General features: G+C 59.3%; 12 protein-coding genes and 2 tRNA genes. 12 read left to right on the top strand and 2 right to left on the bottom strand.

Annotation, left to right across the window (positions count from 1 at the left end; genetic code table 11):
* Nucleotides 1-43 precede the first annotated feature (43 nt).
* Together ACGJAX_RS12135 and ACGJAX_RS12130 are read left to right on the top strand one after the other, a co-directional pair.
* Nucleotides 44-1,759, top strand: coding sequence for a proline--tRNA ligase (locus ACGJAX_RS12135; RefSeq protein WP_247254854.1), 1,716 nt, complete (start codon nt 44-46; stop codon nt 1,757-1,759).
* Between the two features lie 17 nt (nt 1,760-1,776).
* Complete coding sequence (locus tag ACGJAX_RS12130) at nt 1,777-2,730, top strand: hypothetical protein (protein ID WP_247254855.1); 954 nt, start codon at nt 1,777-1,779, stop codon at nt 2,728-2,730.
* A gap of 61 nt (nt 2,731-2,791) precedes the next feature.
* Here ACGJAX_RS12130 and dinB read toward each other — a convergent pair whose 3' ends face one another.
* Nucleotides 2,792-3,853 (bottom strand): DNA polymerase IV, encoded by a 1,062-nt coding sequence (dinB, locus tag ACGJAX_RS12125; protein WP_390959087.1) that lies wholly within the window; start codon nt 3,851-3,853, stop codon nt 2,792-2,794.
* Nucleotides 3,854-4,154: 301 nt separating this feature from the next.
* Here dinB and ACGJAX_RS12120 point away from each other — a divergent pair.
* From ACGJAX_RS12120 to ACGJAX_RS12105, 4 genes are all read left to right on the top strand, one after another.
* Nucleotides 4,155-4,231, top strand: a tRNA-Met gene (locus ACGJAX_RS12120).
* A 228-nt stretch (nt 4,232-4,459) separates the two neighbouring features.
* A tRNA-Met gene (locus tag ACGJAX_RS12115) sits at nt 4,460-4,536 on the top strand.
* 276 nt (nt 4,537-4,812) lie between these two features.
* Nucleotides 4,813-7,455: a bifunctional lysylphosphatidylglycerol flippase/synthetase MprF gene (mprF, locus tag ACGJAX_RS12110; RefSeq protein WP_390959085.1), complete on the top strand. Its 2,643-nt coding sequence runs from the start codon at nt 4,813-4,815 to the stop codon at nt 7,453-7,455.
* Nucleotides 7,455-8,753, top strand: a complete 1,299-nt coding sequence (locus tag ACGJAX_RS12105; protein WP_390959083.1) for an AcvB/VirJ family lysyl-phosphatidylglycerol hydrolase — start codon at nt 7,455-7,457, stop codon at nt 8,751-8,753. Before mprF ends, ACGJAX_RS12105 begins: the two co-directional genes overlap by 1 nt.
* A 251-nt stretch (nt 8,754-9,004) precedes the next feature.
* Here the strand turns inward: ACGJAX_RS12105 and ACGJAX_RS12100 are convergent, their stop codons facing one another.
* Nucleotides 9,005-10,846, bottom strand: a complete 1,842-nt coding sequence (locus ACGJAX_RS12100) for a KUP/HAK/KT family potassium transporter (protein ID WP_390959855.1) — start codon at nt 10,844-10,846, stop codon at nt 9,005-9,007.
* Between the two features lie 351 nt (nt 10,847-11,197).
* Between ACGJAX_RS12100 and rimO the strand changes: the two genes are divergently transcribed.
* The 6 genes from rimO to tsaA all read left to right on the top strand — a co-directional run bounded on the left by rimO (nt 11,198) and on the right by tsaA (nt 16,356).
* Nucleotides 11,198-12,535 (top strand): 30S ribosomal protein S12 methylthiotransferase RimO, encoded by a 1,338-nt coding sequence (gene rimO, locus ACGJAX_RS12095; protein WP_247254860.1) that lies wholly within the window; start codon nt 11,198-11,200, stop codon nt 12,533-12,535.
* 124 nt (nt 12,536-12,659) lie between these two features.
* Complete coding sequence (locus ACGJAX_RS12090; RefSeq protein WP_090317044.1) at nt 12,660-13,133, top strand: GNAT family N-acetyltransferase; 474 nt, start codon at nt 12,660-12,662, stop codon at nt 13,131-13,133.
* Nucleotides 13,134-13,317: 184 nt separating this feature from the next.
* The gene (locus tag ACGJAX_RS12085) at nt 13,318-14,028 is read left to right on the top strand and encodes a S4 domain-containing protein (RefSeq protein ID WP_390959081.1); all 711 of its coding nucleotides are present in this window, start codon (nt 13,318-13,320) and stop codon (nt 14,026-14,028) included.
* Nucleotides 14,029-14,103: 75 nt separating this feature from the next.
* Nucleotides 14,104-14,574: a DUF1456 family protein gene (locus tag ACGJAX_RS12080; protein WP_090317038.1), complete on the top strand. Its 471-nt coding sequence runs from the start codon at nt 14,104-14,106 to the stop codon at nt 14,572-14,574.
* A 198-nt stretch (nt 14,575-14,772) separates the two neighbouring features.
* A complete protein-coding gene (locus ACGJAX_RS12075) occupies nt 14,773-15,543 on the top strand; it encodes an SDR family oxidoreductase (protein WP_390959079.1) in 771 nt (256 codons plus the stop codon).
* A 114-nt stretch (nt 15,544-15,657) separates the two neighbouring features.
* Nucleotides 15,658-16,356: a tRNA (N6-threonylcarbamoyladenosine(37)-N6)-methyltransferase TrmO gene (gene tsaA, locus ACGJAX_RS12070; protein ID WP_390959077.1), complete on the top strand. Its 699-nt coding sequence runs from the start codon at nt 15,658-15,660 to the stop codon at nt 16,354-16,356.
* The last annotated feature ends 167 nt before the right edge of the window (nt 16,357-16,523 follow it).

The raw sequence follows: 16,523 nt of genomic DNA, 5'->3' as shown, positions 1-16,523 counted from the left end.
TGCTCCGTCATTTCTCGTCATTAGCAACCGACAACGGCCAACCATGCGCACCAGTCAATTTTTGCTCGCCACACAGAAAGAAACGCCTTCCGATGCGGTCGTGATCAGCCACCAGTTGATGCTGCGCGCCGGCATGATCCGCAAACTCGCCTCGGGCCTGTACACCTGGCTGCCGATGGGCTTGCGAGTAATGCGCAAGGTCGAAGCCGTCGTTCGTGAAGAAATGAACGCCGCCGGCTCGCTTGAAGTGTTGATGCCGAGCACTCAACCGGCAGAGCTGTGGCAGGAATCCGGTCGCTGGGAAGAGTACGGCCCTGAATTGCTGCGCTTCAAGGATCGCCACGGTCGCGATTTCTGCGCCGGCCCGACCCACGAAGAAGTCATCACCGATCTGATGCGCAACGAATTGAGCAGCTACAAACAGCTGCCGATCAACCTTTACCAGATCCAGACCAAGTTCCGTGACGAAATCCGCCCACGCTTCGGTTTGATGCGCGGTCGCGAATTCATCATGAAGGACGCCTATTCGTTCCACGCTGACCAGCCATCGCTGCAAGTCACCTACGACCGCATGCATCAGGCGTACTGCAACGTGTTCACCCGCCTGGGCCTGAAATTCCGCCCGGTTGAAGCCGACAACGGCTCCATCGGCGGTGCCGGCTCCCACGAGTTCCACGTACTGGCCGAGTCCGGTGAAGACGATATCGTCTTCAGCAACGGTTCCGACTACGCCGCGAACATCGAGAAAGCCGAAGCCGTGCCGCGCGAAACCTCCCGCGCAGCGCCGACCGAAGAACTGCGCCTGGTCGACACGCCGAACGCCAAGACCATCGCGCAACTGGTCGAAGGCTTCAACCTGCCGATCGAGAAAACCATCAAGACCCTCGTGGTTCACGCTGAAGAGAAAGGCAAGCTGATTGCCCTGATCATCCGTGGCGACCATGAACTGAACGAAATCAAGGCCGCCAACCAGCCTGGCGTTGCCAGCCCGCTGGTCATGGCCTCCGAAACCGAACTGCGCGACGCCATCGGCGCCGGTGCCGGCTCCCTCGGCCCGCTTAACCTGCCACTGCCAATCATTATCGACCGCTCGGTCGAACTGATGAGCGACTTCGGCATTGGGGCGAACATCGACGACAAGCACTACTTCGGCGTGAACTGGGAACGCGACCTGCCGGTTCCGACCGTTGCCGACCTGCGTAACGTTGTCAGCGGCGACCCAAGCCCGGATGGCAAGGGCACCCTGGAAATCAAACGCGGCATCGAAGTCGGGCACATCTTCCAGCTGGGCAACAAGTACAGCAAAGCGATGAAGTGTGAAGTGCTGGGCGAGAACGGCAAGCCGATCACCCTGGAAATGGGCTGCTACGGCATTGGCGTTTCCCGTGTGGTTGCAGCTGCCATCGAGCAGAACAACGACGAAAAAGGGATTATCTGGAGTGACGCGCTCGCACCGTTCCAGATCGCCCTGGTGCCACTGCGCTACGAAACCGATCTGGTTCGCGAAGCCACCGACAAGCTGTATGCAGAACTGACTGCAGCCGGCTTCGAAGTGCTGCTGGACGATCGCGACAAGAAAACCAGCCCGGGCATCAAGTTCGCGGACATGGAGCTGATCGGCATTCCTCACCGGATCGTGGTCAGCGACCGCGGCCTTGCCGAAGGCAACCTGGAATACAAGAGTCGTACCGAGGCCGAGCCGCAAGCGCTCCCGGTCGCTGACGTACTGTCTTTCCTGCAGGCCCGTATCCGCCGCTGAAACCAGATAGAGACGTCATGTTCAAGCGAAACACCTTAGGCCTCGGTGGTGCCGCCCTGTGCGGCACCCTGTTGGTCAGCGGCTGTGCCAATCACATGTCACAGCGCAGCGAGCACGAGGAACGGGTCGAGCGTAAATTGCTCGACCACAGTCTGCAGATCGATGTCGGTGAGCCCAAGGTACTTGAGCTGCCACAACGCCGGGTGAAAATCCACGAGCAGAAGACCTTCGAAGTCACCGAGTTCGACGTCACCCGTCATTATGATCGCTACACCCCATACCAACCCTGGCGGAAGATCTACGAGATCCCGCTCGGCGCGGTAGCGGTGGTGGGTGGTGTCTGTGCGAACGTGGTCAACGTCTTTGCCTTCGGCAACCTGCCCGACAGCATGACCAAGGACTGGCTCAGCTACGGTTTCGCCGGACTCAATCCGTTCATGAACATGCAATCCAACGGTCGCGCGCAGCAGAACCTGGCTGGCATCGACGAAGTCCAGCGCGACAAGCGCATGGAATATTCGAGCCTGCCCTGGAGCGAGCGTCCGGTCGAAGTCAAGGCCGGCAAGGAAACCTTCGAGCTGACCACCGACAAGAACGGCGTGCTCCGCCTGAATCTGCTGGACAGTCCGTTCGCCGAATATGACCTCAATCATCTGGGCAAGCTGCAGATCAGTGTCAGTGACTCAAAGGGCGATGTGCATACCGACTCCTCCCTTGTGCTCAGCAGCACCCTGCGCGGCAAATTGCTCGAAGCTCACAGTCTGATTTACGACGACCTCGAAGACGACGAAGTGAGCCAGTGGGTACACCGGGTCAAACGCCTGTCGGAGCTGGGTCTTGAAGAAGAAGCGAGCGAACTGGAGCAGAGCCTGGTCGAATTGACCCGCAACGATCCTGAGCTGCAGACCGAATTCCTCAAGTCCCTGACCAAGAATGCCGGACGCCTGGTGGCGGATCCAGGACCGAACTAACGCTCAAAGCTTCGCGGGCAAGTCGAGTCGCCCGCGAAGCGGCCTCACAGGCACCGCAAAACTACCGCTCAAACAACTCCATCTGCTCAAACCCGCCCCGCAAATCCTCCAGCCTTACTCCCACGCCCAATAATCGCACCGGCTTGCCACCTCGATTGAACGCCTGCGTCAGCATCAACTGGTAACTGCCCAAGTCCCGCCCTGCCCCTGCCTGCTCAAGTGTGGTCTGGGTAAAATCATGGAACTTCACTTTGACGAACGGCTTGCCCGGTCGATAGCTGCTGTCGATTCGCTCCATGCGGGTTCTGAGGGTTTCCAGTAACTCCGGCAGCTTATCCAGACAACTGCGCAGATCCGGCAGATCGACATCGTAAGTATTTTCGACGCTGATCGACTGCCGACGACTGTCGTTATGCACCAGACGGTCATCGATCCCGCGGGCCAGACTCCAGAGACGCTCGCCAAAACTGCCGAATTCGCGCACCAGCGCCAACTTGTCCCACTCGCGAAGTTGCAAACAGTCGACAATCCCGAGCTTGGCCAGCTTGTCGGCGGTCACTTTGCCAACGCCATGCAGCTTATTGACCGTCAAGCCACTGACAAAGTCATCGACCTGATCCGGCGTGATGACAAACAACCCATTGGGCTTTTTCCAGTCGCTGGCGATCTTGGCGAGAAACTTGTTTGGCGCCACGCCCGCCGAAACGGTGATATGCAACTGATTGGAGACCCTTCGACGGATGTCCTGGGCAATTCGGGTGGCACTTCCACCGAAATGCGCGCTGTCCGACACATCCAGGTAGGCCTCATCCAGGGAAAGTGGCTCGATGATGTCGGTGTAATCGCGAAAGATCGTATGAATTTCCTTCGATGCTTCTCTATAGGCGTCCATTCGCGGCTTGACGATGGTCAGGTCCGGGCAGAGTTTCAACGCGTGCCCGGACGACATCGCGGACCGCACGCCATAGGCCCGTGCCTCGTAATTGCAGGTGGCGATCACTCCACGCCGATCCGCCGACCCACCTACCGCCAGCGGCTTGCCGGCCAGGCGCGGATCGTCACGCATCTCGATGGCGGCGTAGAAGCAGTCACAATCGACGTGGATGATTTTTCGCTGAGTCATATCAACGCGGTGTTCATGAAGAGGAAATGTCGTCTTGCCGTGTCGGACATTCAGTATCTCACTGACACCTGTATATAGCACCAGTACTCAGAATGTTCTTTTCCAATTGTGGGAAAGCGCCCGATAAATTTATTTTCTTAATCGAAAGGCGCGCACCAATAGAGCTGAAACCCTTGCCACGCCTGCCTCACAGCGATACTCGACCACCTTCAAATCAAGCTAAGCGTTTGAACAGGAACAGGTTTTATCGAAATTGGTGATTGACACCCCGGCGTATCTCTATAGAATGCCGATCCACAGACGCGGGATGGAGCAGTCTGGTAGCTCGTCGGGCTCATAACCCGAAGGTCGTCGGTTCAAATCCGGCTCCCGCAACCAAACATCAAAAAAGGCTACTCGAAAGAGTGGCCTTTTTTGTGCGCGCCTGTTTTGTGCAGAAGGTGCGACATTAGCGCAGGCACCCCCGCCACAGAAATCAGAAATCGTTCTGGTTCCGAATCTTAAGCCGCTCCCGCGACCGTTTGCCGCTCTTTTACGTTTATTTGACCGGGTTCAGGATTAACGGTTGACACTCAGGCGTATCTCTATAGAATGCCGCCACACAGACGCGGGATGGAGCAGTCTGGTAGCTCGTCGGGCTCATAACCCGAAGGTCGTCGGTTCAAATCCGGCTCCCGCAACCAAACATCAAAAAAGGCTACTCGAAAGAGTGGCCTTTTTTGTATCTGTTGAAAAAGCCCTTTCGCAACAATGATCTGTCACTGTGTAGTGAGCCGTCCGGGGTCACCTAAGCGCTGAGTTCCGACTATGCTCAAACGCACACTTTCCCCCCACGACTGATGACATGCCGTCGCCGAGAGCCGGTGATAGCGTTAATATTTGTGATTATTTTTTTCTACAGGGATTGGTAACTTGGCTGGATACCCCCATCCTGTCGCGCACAATCCAAGAGGTGATTGATGCGCGCCAACTCGTCTGATTCACAAGACACCGTCACAGCGACACATCCGATCAAGGCGGAGCGCTTGCGCCTGCTCGATCTGATCAGCAAATACCGGCAGCCCATCGGCCTGGCGGTCACTCTGCTGCTGTTCGCGATTGCGCTGATTGCCTGTCGTCATCTGCTGAGCGAGCTCGATCTGGATGCTCTGCACGACTCGATCCTCGACGTTCCGAAACCCGCATTGCTGGGCGCCCTGGGCGCAACCGTGGCGGGCTTCATCATTTTGCTGGGGTACGAATGGTCAGCCAGTCGCTACGCCGGCGTGAACCTGGCGCCACGCACCCTGGCCCTGGGAGGCTTCACCGCTTTCGCCATCGGGAATGCCATCGGTCTTTCGATGCTGTCGGGCGGTTCGGTTCGCTACCGCCTGTATGCACGTCATGGTCTGGGGGCCGCTGAGGTCGCCCACATGACATTGTTCGCCAGCCTCTCCCTGGGCTGCGCCTTGCCACCGCTCGCCGCACTGGCGACGCTCAGCGACCTTCCAGCGGCCTCCATTGCACTGGGCCTGTCCGAAGTCCTGCTGGGTTCGGTAGCCACGGCTGTATTACTGCTGTTTTCGGTACTGGCCATCGGCATCTACCGCCGCCGCCTGCCGGAACAACCCTACGCGGACAACCTGATGGTCAAGGTCGGCCGTCGTACCTTGCGCCTGCCGGGACGCCGCCTGACCTTCCTGCAACTGATCATTACCGCGCTGGACGTGGCCGCCGCCGCGACCGTGCTTTACCTGTTACTGCCGGAAGCACCGCCGTTCGGTGCGTTCCTGCTGGTCTATCTGCTGGCCTTGGCTGCTGGCGTTCTCAGCCATGTGCCGGGCGGTGTCGGCGTATTCGAAGCGATTTTGCTGGCGGCCTTCTCCGACAAACTCGGCGCCGCCCCACTGGCCGCTGCCCTGTTGCTGTATCGCCTGATCTACGTCGTCCTGCCGATGCTGGTGGCCTGCCTGTTGTTGCTGATCAACGAAGGTCAGCGCATCTTCCAGACCCGCCAGTCCTTGCGTGCAGCATCGGGCATGGCCGCACCGATTCTGGCTGTGCTGGTGTTTCTCTCCGGCGTGGTTCTGCTGTTCTCCGGCGCGACACCGGAAATCGACACTCGCCTGGAACACATCGGCTTTCTCATTCCCCATCGACTGGTTGATGCTTCGCACTTTGGTGCCAGCCTGATTGGCGTACTGTGCCTGCTACTGGCCCAGGGCCTGCGTCGTCGACTGTCGGCTGCCTGGATGCTGACCACCATTCTGTTGCTGGTGGGCGCCCTGCTCTCGCTGCTAAAGGGCTTCGACTGGGAAGAAGCCTGCCTGATGACCTTGACCGCAGCTTTACTGGGGGTTTTCCGGCGTTCGTTCTATCGCCCCAGCCGCCTGACAGAAGTGCCTTTCTCACCACTCTATCTAGTGTCGAGCCTGTGCGTGCTTGGCGCCTCCATGTGGCTGCTTCTGTTCGCCTATCAGGATGTTCCGTACAGCCATCAACTCTGGTGGCAATTCACCCTCGATGCCGATGCCCCTCGTGGCTTGCGTTCGCTGCTCGGTGCCGCCGTGTTGCTGGTGGTGGTTTCCCTGACCTGGCTGCTGCGTACCGCCCGTCCGGTCATCCATCTGCCGACCCCGGACGAACTGGAGCGCGCGAGCAAGATCCTGATGGCCTCGTCGCAACCGGATGGCGGCCTGGCCCTGACCGGCGACAAGGCACTGCTGTTTCACCCCAACGATCAAGCGTTCCTGATGTACGCCCGCCGCGGCCGCAGCCTGGTAGCGCTGTATGACCCGATCGGTCCGAGCCAGCAACGGGCGGAAATGATCTGGCAGTTCCGCGACCTGTGCGATATCCACCATGCGCGCCCCGTGTTCTATCAAGTGCGCGCGGAAAACCTGCCGTACTACATGGACATCGGCCTGACGGCGATCAAACTCGGCGAAGAAGCCAGGGTCGACCTGCACCGCTTTGATCTCGACGCCAAGGGCAAAGAGATGAAGGACCTGCGCTACACCTGGAACCGCGGCACACGGGATGGCCTGTCACTGGAGATCTTCGAGCCGGGCCAGGCGCCGATGGACGAGTTGAAGGTGATTTCCGATGCCTGGCTGACAGGCAAGAACGTACGCGAAAAAGGCTTCTCCCTCGGCCGCTTCAGTGATGACTACCTCAAGTACTTCCGCATTGCGGTCATCCGCTTCGAAGGACGTCCGGTGGCGTTCGCCAACCTGCTCGAGACCTACAGCCACGACCTGGCCAGCCTCGACCTGATGCGCGCCCACCCGGACGCCCCCAAACTGACCATGGAATTCATGATGGTCGGCTTGATTCAACATTATAAAAATCATGGTTACGCGCGCTTCAGCCTGGGCATGGTGCCGTTGTCGGGGCTGCAACCCCGTCGCGGCGCCCCCTTGACCCAGCGTCTGGGCTCGATGGTTTTCCGCCGTGGTGAGCAGCTCTACAACTTCCAAGGCTTGCGCCGCTTCAAAGACAAATTCCAGCCTGACTGGGAACCCCGTTATATGGCCGTGCCCGCCGGACTCGATCCGCTGGTTGCCCTGGCCGATACTGCTGCCCTGATCGCGGGCGGCTTGACTGGATTGGTGAAACGCTGATGATTCGACGCTCCTTGCGGTACGTTCTGGGCACACTGGTGGTGCTGGCCCTGATTCTCGGTGGTGGCTACTGGTACCTGAAACGCCCGGCACCGGAACCGACCCTCGAACAGCTGACCCCGGCCGACGGCACGGCCATGACCCGTGTCATCCCGGGCAACACGCCTCGCGCCCAGGTGCTGGTGGCGGTCACTGAGGAACAGAAGCTCAGCGACAATCAATTGATGACCCTGAGTCGCAGCGGTTCGGCGCAGATTGTCCAGGTAGTCCTGCCCCAGGACTGTCTGCTGCAAAGCCGCGCCTTGCAATCGGGCTTGAGGGAACTCAAAGGCCCGGCAACCCTGGTCAGCGGTATCGGCCCAGGTGCGGTACTCGCCTGGCGCTGGTTGTCCGAGCAGAAAAATGACAACGCCCAAGCCGTCTCGGTCGACCTGGCCCTGGAAAAGGGTGGCTGCACTCACCTGCTACCGAAAAGCGCTTCTCACGGCCATTGGCTGGTGGCGTGGAACGACAACCCGGATGACACCAGTGCCGGCTTCGTGCGCGACCAACCCAACGCCGAAACCAGTATCAGTGACTACGACATCAACCTGCCGCAAGTGCTGAACAATGAACTGCGCAAGCTCCTGGTCGGTGGCGACAAGGCCTCCGGCGGGCTGCAGATTCCCGTGGTTGAAGTGCCGGCCGGCCAGGCCAAGGACACCGTGACCCTGTTCCTGTCCGGTGACGGTGGCTGGCGTGACCTCGACCGCGACGTGGCGGGCGAAATGGCGAAGATCGGCTACCCGGTGGTCGGCATCGATACCCTGCGCTACTACTGGCAGCACAAGAGCCCCGAGCAAAGCGCGCTGGACCTTGCCGAACTGATGCAGCACTACCGGCAGAAATGGGGCACCAAGCGCTTCATCCTCACGGGCTACTCGTTTGGCGCCGATGTGTTGCCTGCGATCTACAACCGCCTGGCAGAGTCCGAGCAGCAGCGTGTCGACGCGATCATCCTGCTGGCCTTTGCCCGCACCGGCAGCTTCGAAATCGAAGTCGAAGGCTGGCTTGGCAACGCCGGCAAAGAAGCCGCCACCGGCCCGGAAATGGCCAAGCTGCCCGCCGCCAAAGTGGTGTGCATCTACGGTGAAGAAGAAGTCAATGAAAGTGGCTGCACCGACAAGACCGCCGTGGGCGAAGCCATCAAGCTGCCTGGGGGTCACCACTTCGACGAGAACTACCCGGCCCTGGCCAAGCGCCTGGTGGACATCATCATAAAACGCCAGGCCAAGGACGAGGCAACAGCGCAGGAGTGATGTGAGCCGCGCAAACAAAAAAGCCCCTACCGCTACATAAGCGTGGGGGCTTTTTCATTTCAGCAAGTACTGCATATCCTGTGTGTGCGAGCCTGCTCGCGAAAGCGATGGGTCAGTCAACATAGAAGTTAAATGTCAGCCCGCCTTCGCGAGCACGCTTGCACACAGCGGTATCCGCGCAAGGTTCATTCAATTGCCAGGCAACAAAAAGCCCCCGATACCGCGAGGCATCGGGGGCTGTTGATTCAGGCTTACATCTCGACCTGAGTACCCAGCTCAATCACCCGGTTCAGCGGCAGATTGAAGAAGCGCAGATTGCTGTTGGCGTTTTTCAACATGAAGGCGAACAGCGCCTCACGCCAGCGGGCCATGCCTTCGATTTTAGAGGCGATGACCGTCTCACGACTGAGGAAGTAGGTCGTGCGCATCGGGCTGAAGTCCAGTTCATCCAGATGGCACAGCTTCAGCGCTTGCGGCACATCCGGCTCGTCGGTGAAACCGAAGTGCAGGATCACCCGGAAGAAACCCTCACCGTAGGAGTCGACCTCGAACCGGCGTGACGGCGGCACACGCGGGATATCCTCGTACACCACCGTCAATAGCACCACTTGCTCGTGCAACACCTGGTTATGCAACAGATTGTGCAGCAGGGCATGAGGCACGGCATCTGGCCGTGCGGTGAGGAATACAGCAGTACCCTGAACACGATGCGGCGGTTGTACGGCGATACTGCTGATGAAAATCGGCAGCGGCAAGCCACCTTCGTCCAGACGCTCCACCAGCAGCTCCTTACCGCGCTTCCAGGTGGTCATAAGAATGAAGAGTACGATCCCCGCCAAAACCGGGAACGCACCGCCTTGAATGATCTTCGGCACGTTGGCCGCAAAGAACAGTCCATCGACCAAAATGAAGCCGATCAGAATCGGTACTGCCAGCAATGGCGGCCACTTCCAGAGCAGGAGTATCACCGCCGCCACCAGAATACTGGTAATCAGCATGGTGCCGGTCACCGCTACGCCATAGGCCGAAGCCAGCGCCCCGGAGGACTCAAAGCCGATGACAAGCAGAATTACACCGACCATCAGCGCCCAGTTCACCGCCCCGATGTAAATCTGTCCCTGCTCGGCGCTGGAAGTGTGCTGAATGTGCATGCGTGGAATGTAGCCCAGCTGAATGGCCTGTCGAGTCAACGAGAAAGCACCGGAAATCACCGCTTGCGAAGCAATGACCGTTGCCAGAGTGGCCAGCACCACTAATGGCACCAACGCCCAATTAGGCGCCAACAGATAGAACGGGTTACGCGCCGCCTCAGGGTTTTCCAGCAACAAAGCGCCCTGACCGAAGTAGTTCAGCACCAGAGCCGGCAGCACCAGCGCCAGCCAGGCGCGGGCAATCGGCTTGCGTCCGAAGTGGCCCATGTCGGCGTAAAGAGCTTCGGCACCGGTCAATGCCAGCACGACTGCGCCCAGGATCGCCACGCCCATGCCGGGATGCACGATAAAGAAACGCACGCCCCACATCGGGTTCAAGGCACTCAACACCTCTGGGTGCTTGATGATGCCGCTGATACCGAGAATGGCCAGCACCAGAAACCACGCCACCATGACGGGGCCGAACAACTTGCCGATACGATCGGTGCCATGTTTCTGGATCAGGAACAACGCGACCAAAACCACCAGCGACATGGGCACGACCCAGCGCTCTAGTCCGTCGAACGCCAGTTCCAGACCTTCAACCGCTGACAATACAGAAATGGCAGGTGTGATCATGCTGTCGCCGTAGAACAGCGCCGCACCAATCAGCCCCAGAATCACCAGCACTGCACGCAACTTCGGGTAAGCGTGTGCGGCACGCCGGGCCAGCGCCGTCAGCGCCATGATCCCGCCCTCTCCCTGGTTGTCGGCACGCAATACGAACAGTACGTACTTGATCGTAACCACCCAGACCAACGACCAGAAAATCAATGCAAGAATCCCGAAGACCCCGTCCTGATTGACCGGTACTCCGTAATGCTCGGAAAAAACCTCTTTAAGGGTATACAACGGGCTTGTGCCGATGTCGCCGTAAACCACCCCGACTGCCGCGACCAGCATGCTCAACGGTTTTGCTACCGAATGTCCGGCATCTGCCGTCTGACTACTTGCCTGCCCCATCCAACACTCCCTACTTCTCAGACCCGGCTTCTTCGAATGAAGCACTATGCTTTGTCGTGCAGCATGCGCTGTTTTACTTCAGGTTACAGACGTTTTGTTGACTGTAAAAATTCGGTAAAGCCCAACGGCGCGAAGCATAGCGCAGCACTCGTCGTATTTCCCTGCATAAAGCTGGTCAAGTGCGCTCCCCATCGATAGAATTGCGCACTTTTTGATCAGAGGCGCGATAGAGCGTCCTTTTGTCGCCTTGCCGATCATGGCTGGAGGCGTCACAAAATACCGAGGTTAGACATGTCCACCACTCCTGCGCCGGCCAATCCAAAGGTTGGCTTCGTATCCCTGGGTTGCCCGAAAGCACTGGTCGACTCCGAGCGCATCCTCACCCAACTGCGGATGGAAGGCTATGACGTCGTGTCCACTTATCAGGACGCTGACGTAGTGGTGGTCAACACCTGCGGCTTCATCGATTCGGCCAAGGCGGAATCCCTGGAAGTAATCGGCGAAGCCATCAAGGAAAACGGCAAGGTCATCGTGACCGGCTGCATGGGCGTCGAAGAAGGCAACATCCGCAACGTGCACCCGAGCGTGCTGGCCGTGACTGGCCCGCAGCAGTACGAGCAAGTGGTCAACGCCGTGCATGAAGTCGTGCCGCCGCGTCAGGATCACAACCCGCTGATCGACCTGGTGCCGCCACAAGGCATCAAACTGACCCCGCGCCACTACGCCTACCTGAAGATTTCCGAAGGCTGCAACCATAGCTGCAGCTTCTGCATCATCCCGTCGATGCGCGGCAAGCTGGTCAGCCGCCCGGTCGGTGACGTGCTCGACGAGGCCCAGCGCCTGGTCAAATCCGGCGTAAAAGAGCTGTTGGTGATCTCCCAGGACACCAGCGCCTACGGCGTCGACGTGAAATACCGCACCGGCTTCTGGAACGGCGCGCCAGTGAAAACCCGCATGACAGAACTCTGCGAGGCCCTCAGCACCCTGGGCGTCTGGGTTCGTCTGCACTACGTCTACCCGTATCCGCACGTTGACGAACTGATCCCGCTGATGGCCGCCGGCAAGATCCTTCCGTACCTGGACATCCCGTTCCAGCACGCCAGCCCGAAAGTGCTCAAGGCGATGAAACGCCCGGCCTTCGAAGACAAGACCCTGGCGCGCATCAAGAACTGGCGCGAAATCTGCCCGGACCTGATTATCCGTTCGACCTTCATCGTCGGCTTCCCGGGCGAAACCGAGGAAGACTTCCAGTACCTGCTGAACTGGCTGACCGAAGCGCAACTCGACCGCGTCGGCTGCTTCCAGTATTCGCCGGTTGAAGGCGCTCCAGCCAACGACCTGGATCTGGAAGTCGTTCCGGACGAGGTCAAACAGGACCGCTGGGAGCGCTTCATGGCGCACCAGCAGGCGATCAGCTCGGCGCGCCTGCAACTGCGCATCGGCCGTGAAATCGAAGTGCTGGTCGATGAAGTCGACGAGCAAGGCGCCGTTGGCCGTTGCTTCTTCGATGCCCCGGAAATTGACGGCAACGTGTTCATCGACAATGGCAGCAACTTGAAGCCGGGCGACAAGGTCTGGTGCAAAGTGACCGACGCCGACGAATACGATCTGTGGGCTGAACAGATCTAAACGCCAAAAATACGAAAAGCCCCGCTCTCTTGACGAGATGCGGGGCTTTTTTACGGCTATCGTTTTATGAAGAACGGAGTCTCATCTCATAATAGTCGGTTGAAAAAAGAAGGAGCAGTCAGGCATGCGCCAACATTCGGTCATCCATACGCCGAAACAGAGCGACTACGAAGAGCTGACACGGGTTTGGGAAGCTTCAGTGCGCGCGACCCACGACTTTCTTCCAGAGAGTTATATCGAATTGTTGAAGAACCTGGTGCTGACCCGTTACCTCGACGCGGTCATGCTGATCTGCACCAAAGACCCACGCCAGCGCATTACCGGATTTGCCGGTGTAGCGGCTGGCAAGATCGAAATGCTGTTCATCGACCCGGCGCATCGCGGTCAGGGCCTGGGCAAGCAGTTGTTGCGCTATGCCATGGAAAACCTCAACGCCGATGAACTGGACGTCAACGAACAGAACCCGCAAGCCATCGGCTTTTACTTCAAACAGGGCTTCGAAGTCATTGGTCGCTCAGAAGTCGACGGCATGGGGCAGCCGTATCCATTACTGCATATGCGGATGCGCCAAAACCACACACGTTCGCAACACGGCTGACACCGCACAAAACAACTGTAGGAGCTGGCTTGCCAGCGAAGAGACCCGAGCGCCTTGCAGCGATCAATCGGCCGCCTTCGTTGGCAAGCCAAATCCTACAAAAAGCCCCTGCGGCAAAATGGATCCGGGATTAACCGGCGCCAGGCAGGTACAATGCCCACCCCTTTTTTCTTGCGGCCCTGTCATGACTGACCCGATTCGACTCTCCAAACGCCTCATCGAACTCGTCGGCTGCTCCCGTCGGGAGGCTGATCTGTTCATCGAGGGCGGCTGGGTGACCGTCGACGGCGAAGTCATCGATGAACCGCAGTTCAAGGTCGGCGACCAGAAAGTCGAGCTCGACAAGGACGCCAAGGCTACCGCGCCGGAGCCGGTGACCATTCTGCTCAATGTGCCCGCCGGCATGGACGCGGACACTGCCATGGCGACCATCAGCGCCGAAACCCTGAGCGAAGAACACCGCTACGGCAAACGCCCGCTCAAGGGTCACTTCCTGCGCCTGACCGCCAGCACCGACCTGCAGGCCAATGCGAGCGGCTTGCTGGTGTTCACCCAGGACTGGAAGATCCTGCGCAAACTCACCGCTGACGCGAGCAAGATCGAGCAGGAATACGTGGTCGAAGTCGAAGGCGACATGCTTGAGCACGGCCTCAATCGCTTGCAGCACGGCCTGACCTACAAGGGCAAGGAGCTGCCGCCTGTGAAGGCCAGCTGGCAAAACGAAAACCGCCTGCGGTTTGCCATGAAGAACCCGCAACCGGGCGTGATCGCCCTGTTCTGCCAGGCCGTCGGCCTGAAGGTCGTGGGCATCCGCCGCATCCGCATCGGCGGCGTGTCCATCGGCAAAGTGCCCCTGGGGCAATGGCGCTACCTGACCGGCAAAGAGAAGTTCTAAGACGCTCGCGCCGCCACACATTTCGGCGTCGCTGTTTTCTGCGACGCCCATAGCTGAATTATCAGGATTGCTCACATGATTCATAACGACGTACTGCGCAGCGTGCGCTACATGCTCGACATCAGCGACAAGAAAGTCATCGAGATCATCAAGCTCGGTGGCATGGACGTGCCCTTGGCCGATCTGGTGAGCTACCTCGACAAAAAAGAGGAAGACGAAGAAGGCTTCGTACGCTGCCCGGATGAAGTCATGGCGCATTTCCTCGACGGCCTGGTGATCTTCAAGCGCGGCAAGGACGAAAGCCGTCCTCCGCAGCCGATCGAAGTGCCGGTGACCAACAACATCATCCTGAAAAAGCTGCGCGTGGCCTTCGAACTGAAAGAAGACGACATGCACGCGATCCTCAAGGCCGCCGAGTTCCCGGTGTCCAAACCCGAGTTGAGCGCCCTGTTCCGCAAGTTCGGCCACACCAACTATCGCCCGTGCGGCGACCAGTTGCTGCGCAACTTCCTCAAGGGCCTGACCCTGCGCGTACGCCCGCAGTAACTGCTCCGCCTGGAGCTGGCTTGCCAGCGAAGCCTTCAATAACGCCGCGTCGATCCAGTCGATACGCGTTATCGTTAGCGACCTTCGCAGGCAAACCAGCTCAGGGCCGAATGGCCCTCCATTCCGCTTGAAAATAGTGGCTCCGCTTCCAGCGGCTGACGACTAGGGTGTTAAGACCCTCAGCTCTCAGGACTCGCCATGCACCCCTACTTTTCCCTGCAAGGCCGCACCGCTCTGGTGACCGGCGGCACTCGTGGTATCGGCAAAATGATCGCCAAGGCGTACGTCGAGGCGGGCGCGACCGTGTACGTCTGCGCTCGCGATGTCGAAGCCTGCCGGCAAACGGCTGATGAGCTCGGCGCACTTGGACGCTGCCACGCAGTCGCTGCCAATCTGGCCACGGAAGAAGGCGTGCAGCAATTGGCCGCCCGCCTGAGCGAGCAGATCAGCCACCTCAATATCCTGGTGAACAACGCAGGCACCACCTGGGGTGCACCACTGGAGAGCTACCCGGTCAAAGGCTGGGGAAAAGTCATGCAACTCAATGTGACGTCGGTGTTCAACTGCATCCAGCAATTCCTGCCACTGCTGCGCAAGGCCGGCTCACCGGCGAATCCGGCACGGATCATCAACATTGGCTCAGTGGCGGGGATTTCCTCCTTCGGCGAACAGGCTTATGCCTATGGACCGAGCAAGGCGGCCCTGCATCAACTGTCGCGCATTCTGGCGCGGGAACTGGTGAGCCAGCACATCAACGTCAATGTGATCGCGCCGGGACGTTTTCCGAGCAAGATGACCCAGCACATCGGCAACGATGAGCAGGCATTGGCCGAAGATACGGCGTTGATTCCAATGAAGCGCTGGGGTCGGGAGGAAGAGATGGCGGCCCTGGCGATCAGTCTGGCAAGTACGGCGGGGGCCTACATGACCGGGAATATCATTCCGCTGGATGGCGGCTTCAGTCTCTGAAATTGGCGGTGCGGCCATCGCGGGCAAGCCCGCGATGGCGAGTTGACAGTCACCACCGATACAAAGGTTGATCGGGTTATCATGCCTGCCCGCTCCCCGCCTCGATTTCAAACCATGACCTACAGCGTTTCTCCCATCGGCTTCGTGCGCTCCTGCTTCAAGGAGAAGTTCGCCATCCCGCGCCAACCCCAACTGGCCCCGGCCGCACGCGGCGTGCTGGAACTGGTGGCGCCATTCGATCAGGGCGACGCGGTGCAGGGTCTGGAGCAGGTCAGTCACGTCTGGCTGTTGTTCCTGTTTCATCAAGCCCTGGAAGACAAGCCACGGCTGAAGGTCCGCCCCCCGCGCCTCGGCGGCAACAAATCCATGGGGGTGTTTGCCACTCGCGCTACACACCGGCCCAATGGCATTGGCCAGTCCGTGGTCAAGCTGGACAAGGTCGAAGCCAATCGCTTGTGGATATCCGGCATCGACCTGTTGGACGGCACGCCGATTCTCGACATCAAGCCCTACGTGCCTTACGCCGATATCATCGACAGCGCCACCAACACCATCGCCAGCGCCGCGCCCCGGTTGATTGCCGTGCAATGGACGGACACCGCGCTGCAACAGGCCCATGGGCATGCTCAGCGCCTTCAGGAGCCACTGGTCGAGCTGATCGAGCAATGCCTGGCGCAAGATCCTCGCCCGGCTTACCAGTCGCCTGTACCGGAACGGGAGTACGGCGCGCAGTTCTGGGACCTCGATGTGCGTTGGCATTACCCGACACCGGAGCTGATCCGTGTGCTCGAAGTCATTCCTGCAAAGGGCTGAATGGCGGAAACGAAAAAGCCCGCATGACCTGACCAGGTCATGCGGGCTTTTCAGATGCGCTGCAAAACTACTGTAGGAGCGAGCCCGCTCGCGAAAAACCTGAGGACGCCTCGGGGCATCATGCTTCCCGCGTTAACGTTGACCTCCATCACGAGCTGGCTCGCTCC

Origin of the sequence: Pseudomonas moorei, from assembly GCF_042846945.1 — a bacterium.
GTDB lineage: Bacteria > Pseudomonadota > Gammaproteobacteria > Pseudomonadales > Pseudomonadaceae > Aquipseudomonas > Aquipseudomonas moorei.
The sequence above is the reverse complement of the archived record's forward strand: the minus strand, read 5'-3'. Positions and strand labels throughout refer to the sequence as shown.